Below are 15,512 nucleotides of genomic sequence, written 5' to 3' on the forward strand. Positions count from 1 at the left end.
CGCCGACGCCACCAGGCCCGAGCCCGCCGCAGCCACTACCAACGCCAAGCCACCCAGCAGCCATAAAGATCACATCTCCGGCTGGAGTACTAGGGTTCCCGGCGCCAGCAGAGGAGGCGGACATGGGGCATGCGGCCGCCGGTCTGGACGATCTGACCGCCTTCCTGGCCCGCCTGACCGCCTTGATGCTGCGTTCTTCCGGTGAGGGTGCCTATTCCATCGAGCGGGCTGTGGGTACCTGCGCTCGGGCCTTCGGTGGCCAGGCATCCGTGGTCCTCGTGCCTGAAGCGGCCGTGCTCTCGGTCGCCGCGGCGGACGGTCGCATGCGGACCGTCTGCGTGCACGGCTTCCCGGAGGTATTCCGACTCGACCAAGTAGCGGCGCTCAAGCCCTTCCTGGCCGACGCCGAGGCGGGCAAGCTTGGAGTGGCCGAGGCCGACCGCAGACTGGCACGCATCGAGGCGGCCCCGCCGCCCTACCCCTGGTGGCTGAAGTTCCTCGGCGTCCTGCTGTTCTCCCTGGGCTTCGCTCCGCTGGTCCAGCCCACTTGGTACGAGATCACCACCACAGCTGTCCTGGGCTCGATTGCCGCGGCGCTCGCGGTCGCCGCCGTTCATGCGTCGCGATTGTCCAAAATCCTCCCCCTGGTGGTCTCGGCCATCGTCTCCGTCGTCACCATCGAAGTGTTCACCGGCGATCCGGCACACGGCGGCCCGGTCCTGCTGATGCTCCCAGCGTTGTTCTACTTCGTTCCCGGTGACTTCCTGAGCGCATCGACCACCGAGCTGGCCGTCGGCCTCATCACCACCGGCGCGATCCGGCTCGTCTACTCCATATTCCTGCTCGTCCAGCTCTACCTCGGCGTCCTGATGGGCACATTCGTCACCGGCACCCCCCTCAACGCCCTCTTCGACACCGCCGCCAGCGCCAACCTGCCCAAGTGGGCACTGATTCTGGGTGGGATCGCCTTCACCGCCGGCACGGTCCTGGCCTTCGCAATCCCCTACCGCTTCTTCGGGACTCTCCTCGTGCTGGTTTACGCCACCGTCGGGGTGCAGTCGCTGTTCACCGAGCTGATCCGGGAGACCGGGGGCACATTCGTCGCTGCCGCGGTACTGGCCGCCGCAGCCAATCTGCTGGACCGCAACCCCGCCCGCCCACCTCGATTGATCCTCATCCTTCCTGGCTTCTTCACCCTCACCGTCGGCTCACTGGGCCTGCGCGGCCTGACCACCCTGGCCGGCGGCTACGTCATCGAAGGCTTCCAAGACCTGCAGAAACTCATCACGATCGTCACCGCCATCGCCATCGGACTGGTCGTCGGTACGGCTCTCACCCCTGCCCCTTTCACAACGCGGCCCACCTCTCCCAATGCCCCCTCCATGTCCCAGCGACCGCCCTGACCATGTCTCCACCGCACCGCCCACGGCAACTCATGGCTATACCGTGGACAGTGGTGCCTGTATCGCGGCCAGCCGTGCAACTGTTCCACCGGTCGTCGTCGGTGCCCGATGGGCCTCGAAAATCGACGGTAGCTGGCCCAGGGCACCAGCACCTCCACGACCCCACCGACATCGATGCTGTAGACGAGGACACCGTCACGCTGATTACCTTTCACGTGGTGGCGGCGCATCGTCGTGGCCCCGGTCTGCGAGTCCCTACCGGCAGTCCGAGCACGAATGGAGCCGCTGTGGAACTGAGGTGCATCAGGCCCTCCGCCCGAGTGGGCGTATTGAAAACCGCCGAAGGCCGTTCCTCGAACACTTAGGTGCGGCAAGTGGTCAATGGTCAGCAGCAAACCCTGTCCACAACTTCGCCCTGCGTCACGCCGTGCCAGCCCTCGGCGCCGGCCGTGCACCACAGCTGCGCGCCTCGAGCGCCGAGCACCTGGCCCTGCTGCTGACCGCCGTTCGCGGAACGCCGCTCAAGCATCTGAGCATGTCGCCCGCCGAGGAACTCCGCGCTCACCGGCAAGGCGGCGCTCTACTGGCCGTGCTCCACGCTGCCGGAGACCTGTCCGGCCCCCGTCGCGCTGAGGCCGAGCGGGCGCTGCAGGCCGCCGCTGACGGTGCCGACAAACACCTATGGCACGCCGGTGACCTGGTGACGTCGGCGGAGCACAAGCTTGTACGCGACCTCGCCGAGCAGCTGCGCGAGCTGCCACCACTGCCGCTGGCGTTCATTCACGGTGACGCCTAGCTCAATACCAGTGACTTAAGGGATTGGGTCCGAGCTGCGGGGGACCTTGGTCGGTGGGTTGATCGGGGCGGTGCGCCAGTGCGGGGCGATTGCCAGTGTGTCGGCGGGGTACTGGGGGCGTCGGGTGCCGTGCCGGTGTTCGTCGCGATTGACGCCGAAGTTGGACATCTTGCGTTTGACGACGCGGGGGTTGAGGCGTGCGCGGCGGGTGGTTAACCGGCGGGCTGCTATCTCGCGGATGCCCTCGGCGAGGGCCGCGGTCAGGCGGTCAGGGGGAAAAGGCCGCCTGCGCGGTGACCTGACGGCGGGCGAGGCGGATGCTGCGGGTGAAGGAGAGCCGGTCCGGGTCCAGCCCGGTGTGTTCGGCGGTGTCGTGCATCAAAGTGCGGATGGCGTGGTGGACCAGTAGGTGCTCCCACACTTCCTGTTCGACGCCGCCGGGTGAGCGGGAGCGCAGGACCTCGGCCGGCCCGCGCTGGTGGGTCTTGAGCTCGTCCAGCGCGGTCTCGATCTCCCATCGCTGGCCGTAGAGCGCGGCCAGTTCCAGGGCGGGGGCCACTTCATGGTCGAGGATCGTGGTGATCAGCCGGTAGGGGGCCTCCTGCCCGGGCCGGCCGGGATCGTCGAGGGTGTACTCGATCATCCGTACCACCTGCGGGTCGGAGCGTTTGCGGTGGTCCTTGGCCGTGACGATGTCCGACAGGTACGAGCCATCGGGCAGGTCCTTGCGCACCGGCAGTACCGCGCTGGACTTCACCCGCCACAACAGATCGGCGCCGCCGGCCGCGGCCGCCCGCCATAGCTCCAGGCCGGTGAAACCGCGGTCGGCCAGCAGCAGGTCACCCGTGCCGAGGTGACCGAACAACTCGCGGGCGAGAGCCGGTTCGGACACTGCGAGCGGGCCCAATGCGGCGGCGGTGATGGCGTGGGTTCCGCACTCGGCCAGTGCCGCCACCCGCACCTGCGGGAACGCGCACCGCTGGGTGCGGTGCGTCTTCGGACGCCCGAAGTACGCGGCGTTCTCCTCGCTGTCCGGCACGCCGAAGACGGTGCCGTCGACGGCCATCAACCGCCACCGGCCATAGAAGGCACCCGGTGTCGACTGCGTCGCCAACGGCCGGGCCACCTGCCCGAACAGGGCTTTGAGCGGTTCCGGCCCCAGCTTGGCCCGGGCCCGGGAGATCGCCGCCGTGGTGGGCACCTGCCAGGAACCCGACCAGCGTTTCGCCCAGGCCAGCCCGTGCGTCAGCAGCCGCGCGACCTCTTCATAGCCCTGCCCGGCGAACAGGCACATCGCCAGCACGAAGTAGACCACCACGCGCGGCGGCAGCAGCCGATTACGCTGTCCTGACCTCCCGCACTCGGTCACCACCCGGTCCACCAACTCCGGCGGGAACGACCGCGTCAGCAGCCCGACCGCGATGCGATCCGACAACCGCTCGTCCGTCTCCGGCTTGACCTGCCCCGGCCGTGGCATCCAGGCACCTCCCCGCCACACACCCTACCAGCAACAGGCCTTAAGTCACTGGTATTGCGCCTAGCCTCCCCGTTTCGGTTGGGTCGGCTGAGCCGATTGATCGCAATGGACTGCTGGCTGTCGGCTGCTTTTCGCCGGTGGGCGTGGCTGGGGCCCGACGCTGGGTCGGGTGCTCCAGGTCCTCAGGTAGTGGGCGGTCAGGGACGAAGCCGCTGGTCAGGTAGCCGGTCTCGGCAGGGCCGCGAGGCAGGCGAAAGCGTTGACCAGCTCGTGCCGCCAGGGCCAGGTGGCGGAGATCCGCAGGTGGAGGCGGCGTTGGCCGCGGGTGAGGCGGGCGGCTGCGTGCAGCAGCCGGTAGCGGAGCTTCTTGGGCTCGGCAGTGGCCAGCTCGCCTTCCAGCAGCAGTGTTTGGGCCCAGGCGAGCAGGTCGACGGCGGTGAGAGCCAGTTCGAGCCAGGCGACGTTGATCTGGAAGTGGCGGGAGGGGAAGCGGCCGAAGCCGGTGGATTTGCCGCAGCGGATGCGGTCTTCGACGCGGGCGTGCGCGCGGTGGCGGACCTCCAGTTGCTGCACGGAGCCTTCGCCGTAGGGGGTGTCGGTGAGGAAGACCTGGTGACGCATGCCCTCGTCCAGGTCGAACAGCGAGAGCTGGGCGCCGGGGTGCGGGCGTTCGCGCCGCACGATGATCCGGGTGCCCGCGGGGTAGCCGTCCAGGTCGACCATGCCGGTCAGCTCTGCGACTTCGGCTCCCTTGCGCAGGGAGCCGTCCTGTTCCAGCGCGGGGTGCCAGACCTGCTCGGGCAGGGCCCGGATCGCGCGGTGGACCGGCTCGGTGACGGGGTGTCCGACGGAGAACCGGGCGCGGATCCCGCGGGGACGCAGGGCGCGTATGTGGTGCAGGAACGCTTTCGCGCCTCCGGCGCTGTCGGTGCGGATGAGGATGTCAGTGCCGTGGCGGTGGGCGTCGGGGATCTGGGCCAGAGCCCGGTCGAGGACTGTGATGTGGTCGGCTGCAGTGTTCGCGCCGGCGTTGCCGGGCCGCAGCAGCCCGGCCAGGGCCTCGCCGGTGTTGTCCAGGAAACACAGCATCGGGTGGTAGCCGAAGCCGCGCTTGTAGGTGGGCGCTGTCTGCTCCTTCTCCGAGTGGCAGGTGACCAGGGTGGCGTCGATGTCCAAGACCAGGCCGGTCAGGTCGCGGCCGCCCGCGCGGGCAGCGGGTATGCCGTTCCTGGTCTCGGCGGCCTGCAGCCAGGCGGCCTCCCGGGCCGTGGCCCTCGCTGACCGCAGTGCTGCGAGAGCGGCGGTGTCGATGCCGGCCAGCAGGCGCCAGGCGGTCGGGGTGGAGGCGACCGGGCCGAACACCTCACCTTGGTCACGCAGCAGAGCCAGGTCCGCGATCGCCTCGCCGCCGTCGGCGAGCATCACCGCCAAGTCGACCGCGATCCGACCGGGATCGTGGCCGGTGCCCCGTGGCCGCAGTCGGCGCAGCGCGTCGGTGAAGGCGGCGGTCAGGCCGGCGGCATCGGCGAGATCGGCCAGCAAGCGGGCCCCGGCGTGGCTGACCACTCCACGACCGTCGGCGGAGACGACAAGCCTGGAGCGTGACCCGGTAGTGTGCACGCAGAAAGTGCCTTCCTGCTGGGATGACAGAGACCTTCGACAAGCCTCATCGTCCCAGCTCAGAGGGCATTTTCGCTTTTCTGGTCAAGATCCGGACACCGCCACAAGTGAAACGCGCAGGTTAGTGGATTGAACAGGTACATGGCGCCACGGCCAGAACCCCCTCGCCGTCCTCCGCGGCCTCTTCAACGGAACGCTCTGGCTGCCCCCTCTCACCGCCTGATCAACAGACCTGAGCAGTCACCGCGGGTCTGCTGCCAGGTGTGCCGGAACAGCCCCTGCACGAGCGTGCTGAACGCCTCGAGACAGCCTCCCCGGCGAGTGTTTGTCCGTAGTACGTCAAGGCTGCCGCACTGCAGGTGAGAGTGATAAAGGGCACATCTCACTGCGGTGAGGCACATTTCGCGCGCCGTGCTCGTCTACCAAGTCAAATGAACAAGACCATCAGGCGCGCTGCCGTCGTCACGCTGGCACTTGTCCTGGCTCTGCTCGCCAGGGCGACATGGTTGCAGTACTACGACGCCTCGGCACTGGCGAACAGTCCGGACAACCCACGGCTGGAAATCAACGACTACTCCCAGCCGCGGGGGAACATAATCGTGGGCGGACAGGCCGTCACCGGGTCCAAACGCAACAATGGCAACGCTTTCCAGTACCAACGCACGTACACCAACGGGCCCTTGTACGCGCCGGTCACCGGCTACACCTCGCAGGTGTACGGCGCGACCCAGCTGGAAGGCATCTACCAGAACGTGCTCAACGGGTCGGATCCCGCGCTGCAAACCCCGCTCGGCGCCCTCGAGCGCCAGCACCCACGAGGCGGGAATGTGATCACCACCATCAACCCGGCGGTGCAGCAGGCCGGGTATCAGGCACTGGGCGGCAAGGAAGGCGCGGCTGTCGCCATCGACCCCTCCACCGGCGCGATTCTCGGCATGGTCTCGACGCCGTCGTACGACCCGTCGCAGATCACCGGCACCAATGACGCCGCGGCCTGGCAGAAACTGACCACGGACAAAAGCCAGCCGATGCTGAACCGGGCGATACGCCAGCCGCTGCCGCCCGGCTCCACGTTCAAGCTCGTGGTGGCAGCCGCGGCGCTGCAGGACGGGCTGTATCCGAACATCGACACGCCTACCAACAGCCCCAACCCCTACACGCTGCCCGGCACGGCCACGGTCCTGACGAACGAGGTAGCGACCCTGCCCTGCAAGAACGCCACCATGCGCGTCGCCCTGCAGTACTCCTGCAACACCGTCTTCGCGCACATCGCGTACCAACTGGGCCAGAACAAGGTGCGGGCGATGGCGGAGAAATTCGGCTTCAACCAGCAGCTGGACATACCCGCGCGTGCCGACGCGAGCGTCTACCCGTCGAACATGAACGCGCCGGAGACAGCCCTGTCCGGCATCGGCCAATTCGACGACACAGCGACGCCGCTGCAGATGGCCATGGTGTCGGCGATCATAGACAACGGCGGGAAACTGGTGACGCCGCACATGGTGTCGCAGGCCACCGACGCAAGCGGCAACGTCCTGCAGAGCTACAACCCCAAGGTGCAGACCACGCAGGTCATTCCCGCCCGGGTGGCCTCACAACTGCAGTCCGCCATGATCACCATCGTGCAGAAGGGCACAGGCACGAACGCGCAGATCCCCGGCGTCACGGTCGGCGGTAAGACCGGCACGGCCCAGCACGGAGAGAACAACTCGGCGGTTCCCTACGCCTGGTTCACCTCCTGGACGAAGGATCCGGCAACGGGCAAGCAGATCGCCGTCGCCGCGGTCGTGGTGCAGTCGAACACGGCCCGCGCCGAGGTGAGCGGTTCCCTGCTCGCGGGGCCGGTTGCCCAGGCCATGGAAGAGGCCTGGCTACATAGCAACTGAACAGGCCTCCAAGGTGTGGCCGATCAAGATCAACTGCTTAGCGCCAACGGCCGTACCGATGGTCCATGCGCCGCCAATTGCATCGGATGCGAACTCGCGGCAGGCAGACAGCTGCGTCCAGGTCCCGCGGGTGACCGCGTCACCAGGCAGGCCCAGCCGGCGCACCGCCTCGGCAGGTCCGAGATCGCGCACGACCGTCGCGCAGTAGCCCCGCTCACCCGTCAGGGAGTCCATCCACGCGACCGCGCACGCCTCGGGCTGGGTGTCAGCTCGGCCAGGCCCCGGCGCACTCGGTCGATGGGAACCGCGCCGCTGCCCGGGTATGCCCACACATAGGGTTCTGAGCCGTTTCTTACCCTGCTCGACGAAGGGCGTCCTTAGGATGGGCACGCTCTTTCGAAAACATGCGGGCCGATCGAGACTCCTCGATGTCCCGCGAGACCCATTGAGACGTCCCTCCCGCGGGGCCAGACCAGGACACGCATCGTGCAGAGCACCCGTGACAGGCCCCGGCACCGCGCCGAGAGATCCGCCCGCAAGGCCGGGCCGCTCTGCTCGCGCCCGCTGCTGTGGTCGGGCTGGGCGGCGAGCCGGGCCTTCCTGCTGCTCGCGCTGGCCGGGATCATCCCGCTGACCAAGGTCGCCGTGCTCAGCGACGTCTCGCAGATCTACCACGGCTGGTACGAGGTCTTCCGGGCCGGGCACTACCCGGTCGGGGACGTCACCTGGCAGTACCCGCCGCTGACCGCCCTGGTGATCGTCGCGCCCGGCCTGCTACCGCTCGGCTACGCGCACGCCTTCATCCTGCTGGCGGTGGCCTGCGACATGCTGGCACTGGGCCTGCTGATCCGCGCCGACCGGCGCCGCGGGCGGCGGCTGGTCGCGAGCTGGTACTGGGTGCTGGGCATCGCACTGCTGGGGCCGACGGTCTTCGCCCGCTACGACATCATGGTGACCGTGGTCGCGATCGCCGCCCTGCTGGTGATCGCCCGGCGGCCGGTCCTGGGCGGGGCGCTGGCCGGGATCGGGGTGCTGCTGAAGGTCTGGCCCGGCCTGCTGCTGCTCGGCGCGCCGCGCGGGCGCCGCGGCCTGCGTGCCTGGCTCTCCACGGGCGGCACGGTCGCGCTGCTCTCGCTGGCCGCGGAGGCGGCGCTGCCCGGCGCCTTCTCCTTCCTGAACGAGCAGCAGCAGCGCGGCATCGAGATCGAGTCGCTCGGCGGCACCGTCTTCCAGATCGCCCGCCGCTTCGGCTGGCGCGGCACCGTCTCCTACCACTACGGATCGATGGAGTTCCTGGGCCCGTGGGTGAGCCAGGTGGCCACCGCGTCCCTGGTACTGAGCGCCGTGGCGGGCCTGTGGCTGCTGGTGTGGCGGCTGCGCGCCCGGCACTTCGGGCCGGCCGCCACCGCCGACGCCGCGCTCACCGCCACCCTGCTGTTCGTAACCACCAGCAGGGTGATCAGCCCGCAGTACCTCATCTGGCTGATCGGGCTGGCCGCCGTCTGCCTCTGCGTCCGCGGCACCACCCAGCGACCGGTCGCCCTCCTGCTGCTGCCAGTCGCCGCGCTGACCGTGCTGGAGTTCCCGCTCGGCTTCGACTCCGTGGTGGGCGGCCGACCGCTGGGCGTCTGCGTGCTGGCCGCCCGCAACGTGCTGCTGCTGGCCGCAACACTGCTCGCCTGCGCCCGGCTGTGGCGCTCCACCTCGCTGGTGCCGCTGGAGGCGGAGCCTGAGGAGGCCGCAGGGCCGCGGCTCCGATCGGACGTCCCGGATCCCCGTTCCGCACGCGCCACACCGAACGCGGATGGCTGCTCGACGGAGCCGACCGCAACGGCCGCTGGTACCCCTACGACCACGTACCAGCCACCCCCTCCCTTGACACCGCGCTGACCACGCTGAACGACCCCCGACACGCCTTCTGGGGCTGACACCACCCTCCGCCTACCGTTCAATCCAGCAGCAAGACCGGCCGGACCCCGAGACGACCGAGCTTGCCCCCGCGATGATCCGCGCAACGTCGTCCGCCATGGCTTCGTTCTGTCCGCCCGCCTAGCGGAAGACACCACTCCGACCGAGCCAGTTGTGAGGTCAGAAGGCGCTGGGCTCCGGAAATGGGGAGCTTATCCAGGCTCCATGACGGCGGCCGGCCGGCTGTTCCACCCGTCCCGGGTGGAACAGCCCCTTCCAAGTCCTCTCGTGAGCGGCAGCGGCCAGGACAGCGGTTGAGTCGATCCCACTCTGCCGCGCGGCGGCGAATGGGTCAGCTGGTCGACGTGTCCTGGACGAACCGCAGTCCCCGTCAGCACACGACCGTTGTGCCGTAGCGGCCTGAGTGCCGAATCAGCGGAGGGCCGCCGTGAGTGCGGTGGTGAGGGTGGCCGCGAGGGTGAGGAATGCGGCGAAGGTGGTGGCGGCGCGGGCCAGGGCGGTGGGGTAGGTGGCGCCGTCAAGGCGGGCAAGCTTGCCAGCCGTGGCGGCAGCCAGCAGGGCGAGGATGACCACCACAGCGACGGCAAGCAGGACAACAACGAGACCGGACACGGCAGGCTCCCTAGGGCGATATGGGATGTCGGTGCCGCCGACGGTCACGGAATTGGTGTTCGCCGGGGTACGGCCGGACGATGATGAACATCGGCGAACACGCGAGGTCTGGGGGCCAGTGGCAGTGCACGAAGAACAGTCACAGGGGGATGCGGCGCTCACGAAATTGCGCGCGATGCTGGCTGATGGGCTCGCCCGCAAGGGACTGACGGTAACTCAGCTCGCCCGGCGGGCGGAGCTGGGCCGCACCACCGTCCACGAAGCGTTGCAGCCTGGTGGGCCGGTGCCGTCGCACCGGACAGTGGCAGCCCTGGCTCACGCGCTGGGCCTGCCGGAGGAAGAACTGCTGAATCTAAGGCGGGTCGCCGCCGGAGAAGCACCTGCCGTGCGTCCCGCCCCCAGACGCGCTCGGGTCGTGGCGATCACCGCGGGACTGACAGTGCTGGTGGCCGGCAGCGCCTACGGCACCTATGCCGCCACCCATTCGCCGGGCACCCCCCACCCCCAGGCCAGAAGCTCGGCACCTGCCACGCACCCAGCCCCACCGTCCGGCACCGGGTCACCGTCGGCAGAACTGGGACAAGCCGACACATCATCGCCCGCCGGACCCCGCAACAACGACGCGGGCCTGCCTGCCTCCGAGCGCCCGCAGATCCAGATCGTGGGGAGCGGCTGCTACGCAGCGCACTACTACACCTCCACCGCCGCGCAGTACATGCACAACATCCGCAGCGGCGAGCAGGGTCTGGGCCCTTCCGTCATCGACATCACCAGCCAGACAGCCTCCGCCGAGGCAGTGCTGATGACAGGCATCAAGGTCTTCGTCCTGCACCGGGCTCCGCTGCCCACCTCGGGCATCACCGTCGATGACGGACAGTGCGGGGAGGTTCAGGCAGTCCGCCCCTTCACCACCGACCTGAACCGGCCGCAGCCCGTACTAATCGCCAAACCCGATCCCGGCGGCCCGGGGGACCCCGGCCACCCGCCAGTGAAGTTTCCGTTCCGCATCTCCCGTACTGACCCCGAGGTCTTCGAGATCACTACCAGCGGAAACTGCGACTGCCGTTACGCCTTCGAGGTGGACTGGGTCGCCGCAGGCAAGAGCGGCAGCACCGTCGTCGGAGCCGCCAACGGCGGCCTGCGGGTACTGGGCGGAGCCCACGTACCCGCCTACAAACTCGCCGACGGCAGCTACAACAAGATCGTCCCTGTCGGCCGGTGAATGTGACGGCGAGCTTCACCTGGACCTGCATGCAGTGGGAGGGCCAGGCATCACGTCCGCGTTCACGAGCAGTCGGCCCGTCACTGTTACCGGCATAACGGTGACACCGGACGAATCCTACGGGCCAAGACACAGCCCGCTATCGAGCACGTCTACCGCTTCAGCGCGGACAACGACTTGGCGCGCTGCATCAGGCAGAGAGGTGAGGGGGTTCCTCGTCAGCGCGGACGCCGGCTCCGAGGGTCCGCCGCGGCGTCGGATGACGTCGCCGGGTGTGCCCCGATCACGCCGCGGGCCCGCAGCTCGTCAAGGTCGGGGAGATGAACTCCGGGCAGAGAGGCGAGAAGGTCGGCCTCGGCGGCGCGGATGTGCGCGGAAGGCTGGGGGCCGGTGCTTCGGCGGCCTGCTCCAGCAGGCCCCGTTGCGGCAGCCGTGGCCCGGTGCTTCCGTCACGTTGCGGGCGTACCAGCGTGACCAACAACGCGTCGGTTCCTGACCCCGATGGTCGGGTCGTCCTGGCTCACCTGGGGCGTTCCGTGGTCGCGGAGCGGGCCGGTGTGCCAGCCGTGGGCGGCGCAGGTGTCGAGGATGCGGGGCAGGGCAGCGAGGGTGGTGCGCCAGGAGCCGGTCGTAGAGGTGCAGTCGGCGTCGTGGAGCAGGATGGTGCCGCCGCCGCGGAGATCGCGGGTGACGGTGTCGTGGACCGACCGTGGGGTGGCCCGGCTGCGCCAGTCCTCGCCCCAGGCGGTCCACAGGACGGGCGTCAGCCCGAGCCGTCGGCAGACCAGATGGGTGCTGGTGGTCATCACCCCGTACGGCGGCCGGAAGAGCCGGGGCGGCCGGCCGGTGACCTGGGCGACGAGATCGCGGGCGCGGGCGAGGTCGTCGTGCGTGGCGCGGGGGCCGCGCAGCAGGAGCGGGCGGTGGTGCCAGCCGTGGATGCCGATCTCGTGTCCGGCGGCTGCCATGTCCTGGGCCAGGCCGGGTGCGCGGACCAGCATGGAGCCGAGCAGGAAGAACGTGGCGCGGATTCCGCGGGCCTCCAGGGCGCGCAGGAAGTGTGGGGTGGACAGGTGGTCGGGCCCGTCGTCGAAGGTCAGCGCGATGTGGTCGGGCCGGCCCTGTCCGGCGAGGCGGGGCATGGTCCGGTTGCGCAGCGGCCCGAAGGTGGAGATGACGGGTGCGCCGTGGAGGGCGGCGAGCGTGGGGAGCAGCGCCGCCCCCGCCGTGAGGGCGGTTCGTGTCAGGCCCGGATTCATCGGTCGTCTCCGTCGAAGTACCGGGCGACCGCGCTGAGGTGGGCGCCGGCCCCGCCGTAGGCGTAGGCGACCGGTGCGCCGATGCCCAGGGAGACGGTCATCGCCATGGCCGCGGTCATGACGGCGATACGCCGCCGGGCCGGGCGGCGCACCCGCGCTCGGGCCACGGAGGCCGGTGGCCGGTGGGCGGCCGCGGCGGCTATCGCCTCGGCGGGCCCCGGCCGGCATTGGTGCAGGGCGAGGCCCGCCGCTCGCTGCGCCTGACCGCGTGGGCCGTCGAGGAGTTCGGCGAGCATCGGGCCCAGCTGCCCGGCCTCACGGATCCATACGGCCAGGCCGGCCTCTTCGAGGGCGGCGGCGTTGGTCTGGCCGTGGCCGGGGATACAGCGGTAGCTGGCGACGGGAAGCCCGCAGGCGAGGGCTTCGAGTGAGGTGAGTCCGCCGGCGTTCTGGACGAGGATGTCGCAGGCGTGCATGAGGCCCGGCATGTCCTCGGTCCAGCCGTGGACGTGCTCGATGCCGTCGGCGCGCAGCTGGTCGGCGAGGGCCTGGTTGCGTCCGCAGACCACGACGGGCATCGCCACGCCGCTGTCGCGGATCTCGATCGCGGCCTGCCGGACCGGGCCGACGCCCCACGACCCGGCGACCAGCAGCGCGAGGGGCTCGTCGGCGGGCAGGGCGAACCGCCTGCGGGCGGCATGCCGTTGGGCCTGGGTGGCGGGGGTGAAGCGAGGGTCGGCGACGGGGCCGGTGACAACAACCCCCGCTGCGTCCTGGGCGTGGGCCTGTCCGGCGGGGATGGCGTGGGCGGCGAGGTGGGCGTCGATGCCGGGGGCGACCCACAGGGCGTGGACGGAGAAGTCGGTGAGGTAGGTGAACGTCGGGACGGCGAGCTGGCCGCGCAGCCGCAGGGCGCCGATGACCTGGCTGGCGCCGGGATAGGTCGAGACGACCGCCCGGGTATCAGGGGTGATCACTCGCAGCATCCGGCGCTCCGCGCTGCGGAACATGGCACGCACGGCAGGGCCGGGGCGTCCGGCGTGTTCGGTGGCGGCGTAGATCCGCTGGTAGCCGGCAGGGGCCAGGGCCAGCAGGCGGTGATAGCTGCCGCAGAGCAGTCTCCCCAGGCCGGCGGGGAGGAAGTCGAGGAAGTCGTGCCGGTCCACGGCGAATCCGAGCGTCGTGAGGCGGCGGGCGAGCTCGGTGGCGGCGCCGTCGTGCCCGGCGCCCACGCTCGCCGAGACGATGACGATGCGCGGGTGGCGAAGGCCGTGCCCGGTCGCGGCGGGCGGCGGATACGCGTGCTTGTCCGCCGGTTTGTCGCGGTAGGACACGGCCGACCAACTCCTGGGATGAATAACGCGGGTGATGCTCCAGGGCCGCCCGCGATCCGCACGCCGAGTGCGTGGGGTGCCTCCGTCCCGCGATGATCTGCGGTGACCAGGCGGGGAGCCGGGGCCGAGGCAGAAGCTACTACATCACGTAGAAGTTAGGGAATGGCCTTCCCGGAATTCCGGCGCCCCGGGGGGCGGGCGGGGTGCGCGTCACCTGGCCGCGTAGGCGGTGGCCAGCGCGAGGAGGGACAGCGCCGGCGCGAACACGTATCCCGCGATCCCGACCTGTCGGCGCACTTCGCGCACGCCGAGTGCCGCACTGACCAGCAGTGCGGCGGAGAGGGTCAGTGCCGCGACGACCTGGACCGCGAGCGCCGCGCCTGAGGCGCCCGAGGCAAGGAAGTGCGGACTCGACGAGGGCATTACTCGAACTCCGGTCGACGGGGCGAGGGGTGGCGCAACCTACTGCATGGCGTAGAAACCCGAGGCGCGGGAGCATCGCCGAGGGCGGCATTCAACCGGACCGGGCCTCAAGGGGGTCGCGCCGGTCACCCGCCGCCGAACGGCTGGAGTCACCGGCCTCTCGATGGGCGCGGCGCCGGCGCAGATGCCAGGCCACCAGGACGGCGATCACGACGGCGGCCAGCGCGAGCGCGAGGGCGCGGCCGACGGTGTGCTCGACCCGGGTGTAGGCGGAGCCGGCGAAGTAGCCGAGCAGGGTGAAGCCGACGCCCCAGGCGAGGCCGCCCAGGGCGTTGAAGAGCAGGAATGTGCGGTAGCGCATGTGGGAGGCGCCGGCCAGGGCGGGCATCATCGCGCGGAAGAAGGCGATGAAGCGGCCGAGGACGACCGCTGCGGGCCCCCGGCGGCGGATCAGCACCTGGGCGTCGGCGATTCCGGTCCTGGTGTCGGCGCAGCGGGCGGGTGGCCAGGATCCGGGGCCCGAAGTGATGGCCGACCTCGTATCCCATTCTTCGCGTGTCGTCACATCTCAGTCATGGCGCCTCGGGGGCCATCCGTCGCTTCGCTGGATGGCTTGCCCGTGGCTCGGTAGGCCAGCCGGTACTGGAAGGGATCGCCTACTGGGAGGAGCTGCGTGAGTCGCCCTCTCAGATGGAGACCTGCTTCGCCATCTTTGCCAACGTCCTTGAGCTGGACGAGCAGGGAGAGCCGGTCAACGAGAGGCACGCTGAGCGCCGGGCTGCAGTCTGGCTCTACAGATATTGCACTGGGCACCTGCCCCCGGGCGAGCCGGACTTCGAGCCCTGGGAATGCCAGCTTCATTGAGAGGTCGTTTTCTCCCGATGTTTCATCCCGGAATTGGTGTTTGATCCCGTGGTGTCGGGTCGCGCCAGGAGATGGTGGCTTCGCCGGTGAGGCGGCGGGCCATCAGGTCGGCCATGGCGAGGTGGATCATGGCTTCCGAGCGGGCGGGCAGGGTCTCGTAGTCGCGCGCCAGGCGGCGGTGGAGCATCAGCCACCCGTAGGTCCGCTCCACGGTCCAGCGTTTGGGCAGAGGAGTGAATCCCCTGCTCCTGGGGGCGCGTTGGACGATTTCCATGTCGATCCCGAGGGTGGCGGCGTGCTCGACGAGGTGCTGGCGGTAGCCGCCGTCCACCCAGACCTTGCGGATCGAGGGGTGGGCGGCCGCGACCTGGTCGACCAGGTGGGTGCCGGCGACGGAGTCCTGCACGCTCGCGGCCGTGACCAGTACCGCAAGCAGCAGTCCGAGGGTGTCGGTGACGATGCTCCGCTTGCGGCCGACGATCTTCTTCGCCGCATCCGTGCCCTGCCCGGCGGCCGGGACGCTGATGGAGGTCTTCACGCTCTGCGCGTCGATCACGCACGCGGACGGCTCCGCTTCCTTGCCCTCCTGCTGCCGTTCCCTGCGTTCCGCAGTTAAGCGGGGTTCTCGGGGGTGTGGCAGGGCATCGGTGCAGGTCAGACGGTTGCACCTAGACCGAAAGGCCGAAA

General features: G+C 69.7%; 14 protein-coding genes and 1 pseudogene. 6 read left to right on the forward strand and 9 right to left on the reverse strand.

The genetic code is table 11. The features are described 5' to 3' along the window. Positions 1 to 122 precede the first annotated feature (122 nt). Together AB0N14_RS37980 and AB0N14_RS37985 are read left to right on the forward strand one after the other, a co-directional pair. Positions 123 to 1,403 carry a threonine/serine exporter family protein gene (locus AB0N14_RS37980; RefSeq protein WP_366030275.1) on the forward strand — a complete coding sequence of 427 codons (1,281 nt, stop codon included), beginning with the start codon at positions 123 to 125 and terminating at the stop codon, positions 1,401 to 1,403. Positions 1,404 to 1,830: 427 nt separating this feature from the next. Continuing rightward, the gene (locus tag AB0N14_RS37985) at positions 1,831 to 2,199 is read left to right on the forward strand and encodes a phosphotransferase (RefSeq protein ID WP_366030276.1); all 369 of its coding nucleotides are present in this window, start codon (positions 1,831 to 1,833) and stop codon (positions 2,197 to 2,199) included. Between the two features lie 268 nt (positions 2,200 to 2,467). On the opposite strand, the gene AB0N14_RS37990 is transcribed toward AB0N14_RS37985, so the two are convergent. Together AB0N14_RS37990 and AB0N14_RS37995 are read right to left on the reverse strand one after the other, a co-directional pair. Further along, positions 2,468 to 3,676 carry an IS4 family transposase gene (locus AB0N14_RS37990; protein WP_366030277.1) on the reverse strand — a complete coding sequence of 403 codons (1,209 nt, stop codon included), beginning with the start codon at positions 3,674 to 3,676 and terminating at the stop codon, positions 2,468 to 2,470. Positions 3,677 to 3,892: 216 nt separating this feature from the next. Next, complete coding sequence (locus AB0N14_RS37995) at positions 3,893 to 5,296, reverse strand: IS1380 family transposase (RefSeq protein ID WP_366030278.1); 1,404 nt, start codon at positions 5,294 to 5,296, stop codon at positions 3,893 to 3,895. A 431-nt stretch (positions 5,297 to 5,727) separates the two neighbouring features. Here AB0N14_RS37995 and AB0N14_RS38000 point away from each other — a divergent pair, with 431 nt between their 5' ends. Further along, entirely contained in the window at positions 5,728 to 7,182 is a 1,455-nt protein-coding gene (locus AB0N14_RS38000) for a penicillin-binding transpeptidase domain-containing protein (RefSeq protein ID WP_366030279.1), read from the forward strand. On the opposite strand, the gene AB0N14_RS38005 is transcribed toward AB0N14_RS38000, so the two are convergent. Continuing rightward, positions 7,168 to 7,416, reverse strand: a complete 249-nt coding sequence (locus tag AB0N14_RS38005) for a hypothetical protein (RefSeq protein ID WP_366030280.1) — start codon at positions 7,414 to 7,416, stop codon at positions 7,168 to 7,170. The genes AB0N14_RS38000 and AB0N14_RS38005 overlap by 15 nt on opposite strands. A gap of 411 nt (positions 7,417 to 7,827) precedes the next feature. Between AB0N14_RS38005 and AB0N14_RS38010 the strand changes: the two are divergent. Beyond that, positions 7,828 to 8,610 (forward strand): annotated as a pseudogene (locus AB0N14_RS38010) (glycosyltransferase family 87 protein); the annotation flags it as partial. Between the two features lie 380 nt (positions 8,611 to 8,990). Next, the gene (locus tag AB0N14_RS38015; RefSeq protein ID WP_366030288.1) at positions 8,991 to 9,110 is read left to right on the forward strand and encodes a DUF3024 domain-containing protein; all 120 of its coding nucleotides are present in this window, start codon (positions 8,991 to 8,993) and stop codon (positions 9,108 to 9,110) included. 412 nt (positions 9,111 to 9,522) lie between these two features. On the opposite strand, the gene AB0N14_RS38020 is transcribed toward AB0N14_RS38015, so the two are convergent. Beyond that, positions 9,523 to 9,723, reverse strand: a complete 201-nt coding sequence (locus AB0N14_RS38020) for a hypothetical protein (protein WP_366030281.1) — start codon at positions 9,721 to 9,723, stop codon at positions 9,523 to 9,525. A 25-nt stretch (positions 9,724 to 9,748) separates the two neighbouring features. Between AB0N14_RS38020 and AB0N14_RS38025 the strand changes: the two genes are divergently transcribed. Then, on the forward strand, positions 9,749 to 10,945 hold the full coding sequence (locus AB0N14_RS38025) for a helix-turn-helix transcriptional regulator (protein ID WP_366030282.1): 1,197 nt from the start codon (positions 9,749 to 9,751) through the stop codon (positions 10,943 to 10,945). Positions 10,946 to 11,394: 449 nt separating this feature from the next. Here AB0N14_RS38025 and AB0N14_RS38030 read toward each other — a convergent pair whose 3' ends face one another. From AB0N14_RS38030 to AB0N14_RS38050, 5 genes are all read right to left on the reverse strand, one after another. After that, positions 11,395 to 12,204: a polysaccharide deacetylase family protein gene (locus tag AB0N14_RS38030; RefSeq protein WP_366030283.1), complete on the reverse strand. Its 810-nt coding sequence runs from the start codon at positions 12,202 to 12,204 to the stop codon at positions 11,395 to 11,397. Further along, positions 12,201 to 13,538, reverse strand: coding sequence for a glycosyltransferase (locus AB0N14_RS38035; RefSeq protein WP_366030284.1), 1,338 nt, complete (start codon positions 13,536 to 13,538; stop codon positions 12,201 to 12,203). The genes AB0N14_RS38030 and AB0N14_RS38035 overlap by 4 nt, the downstream gene beginning before the upstream one ends. 210 nt (positions 13,539 to 13,748) lie before the next feature. Continuing rightward, positions 13,749 to 13,961, reverse strand: coding sequence for a hypothetical protein (locus tag AB0N14_RS38040; RefSeq protein ID WP_366030285.1), 213 nt, complete (start codon positions 13,959 to 13,961; stop codon positions 13,749 to 13,751). A 91-nt stretch (positions 13,962 to 14,052) separates the two neighbouring features. After that, the gene (locus tag AB0N14_RS38045) at positions 14,053 to 14,526 is read right to left on the reverse strand and encodes a DedA family protein (protein WP_366030286.1); all 474 of its coding nucleotides are present in this window, start codon (positions 14,524 to 14,526) and stop codon (positions 14,053 to 14,055) included. Positions 14,527 to 14,847: 321 nt separating this feature from the next. After that, on the reverse strand, positions 14,848 to 15,512 hold a 665-nt coding region (locus tag AB0N14_RS38050), incomplete at its 5' end, for a transposase (protein ID WP_366030287.1).

This window comes from Streptomyces sp. NPDC051104 (genome assembly GCF_040682835.1).
Lineage (GTDB): Bacteria > Actinomycetota > Actinomycetes > Streptomycetales > Streptomycetaceae > Streptomyces > Streptomyces cynarae.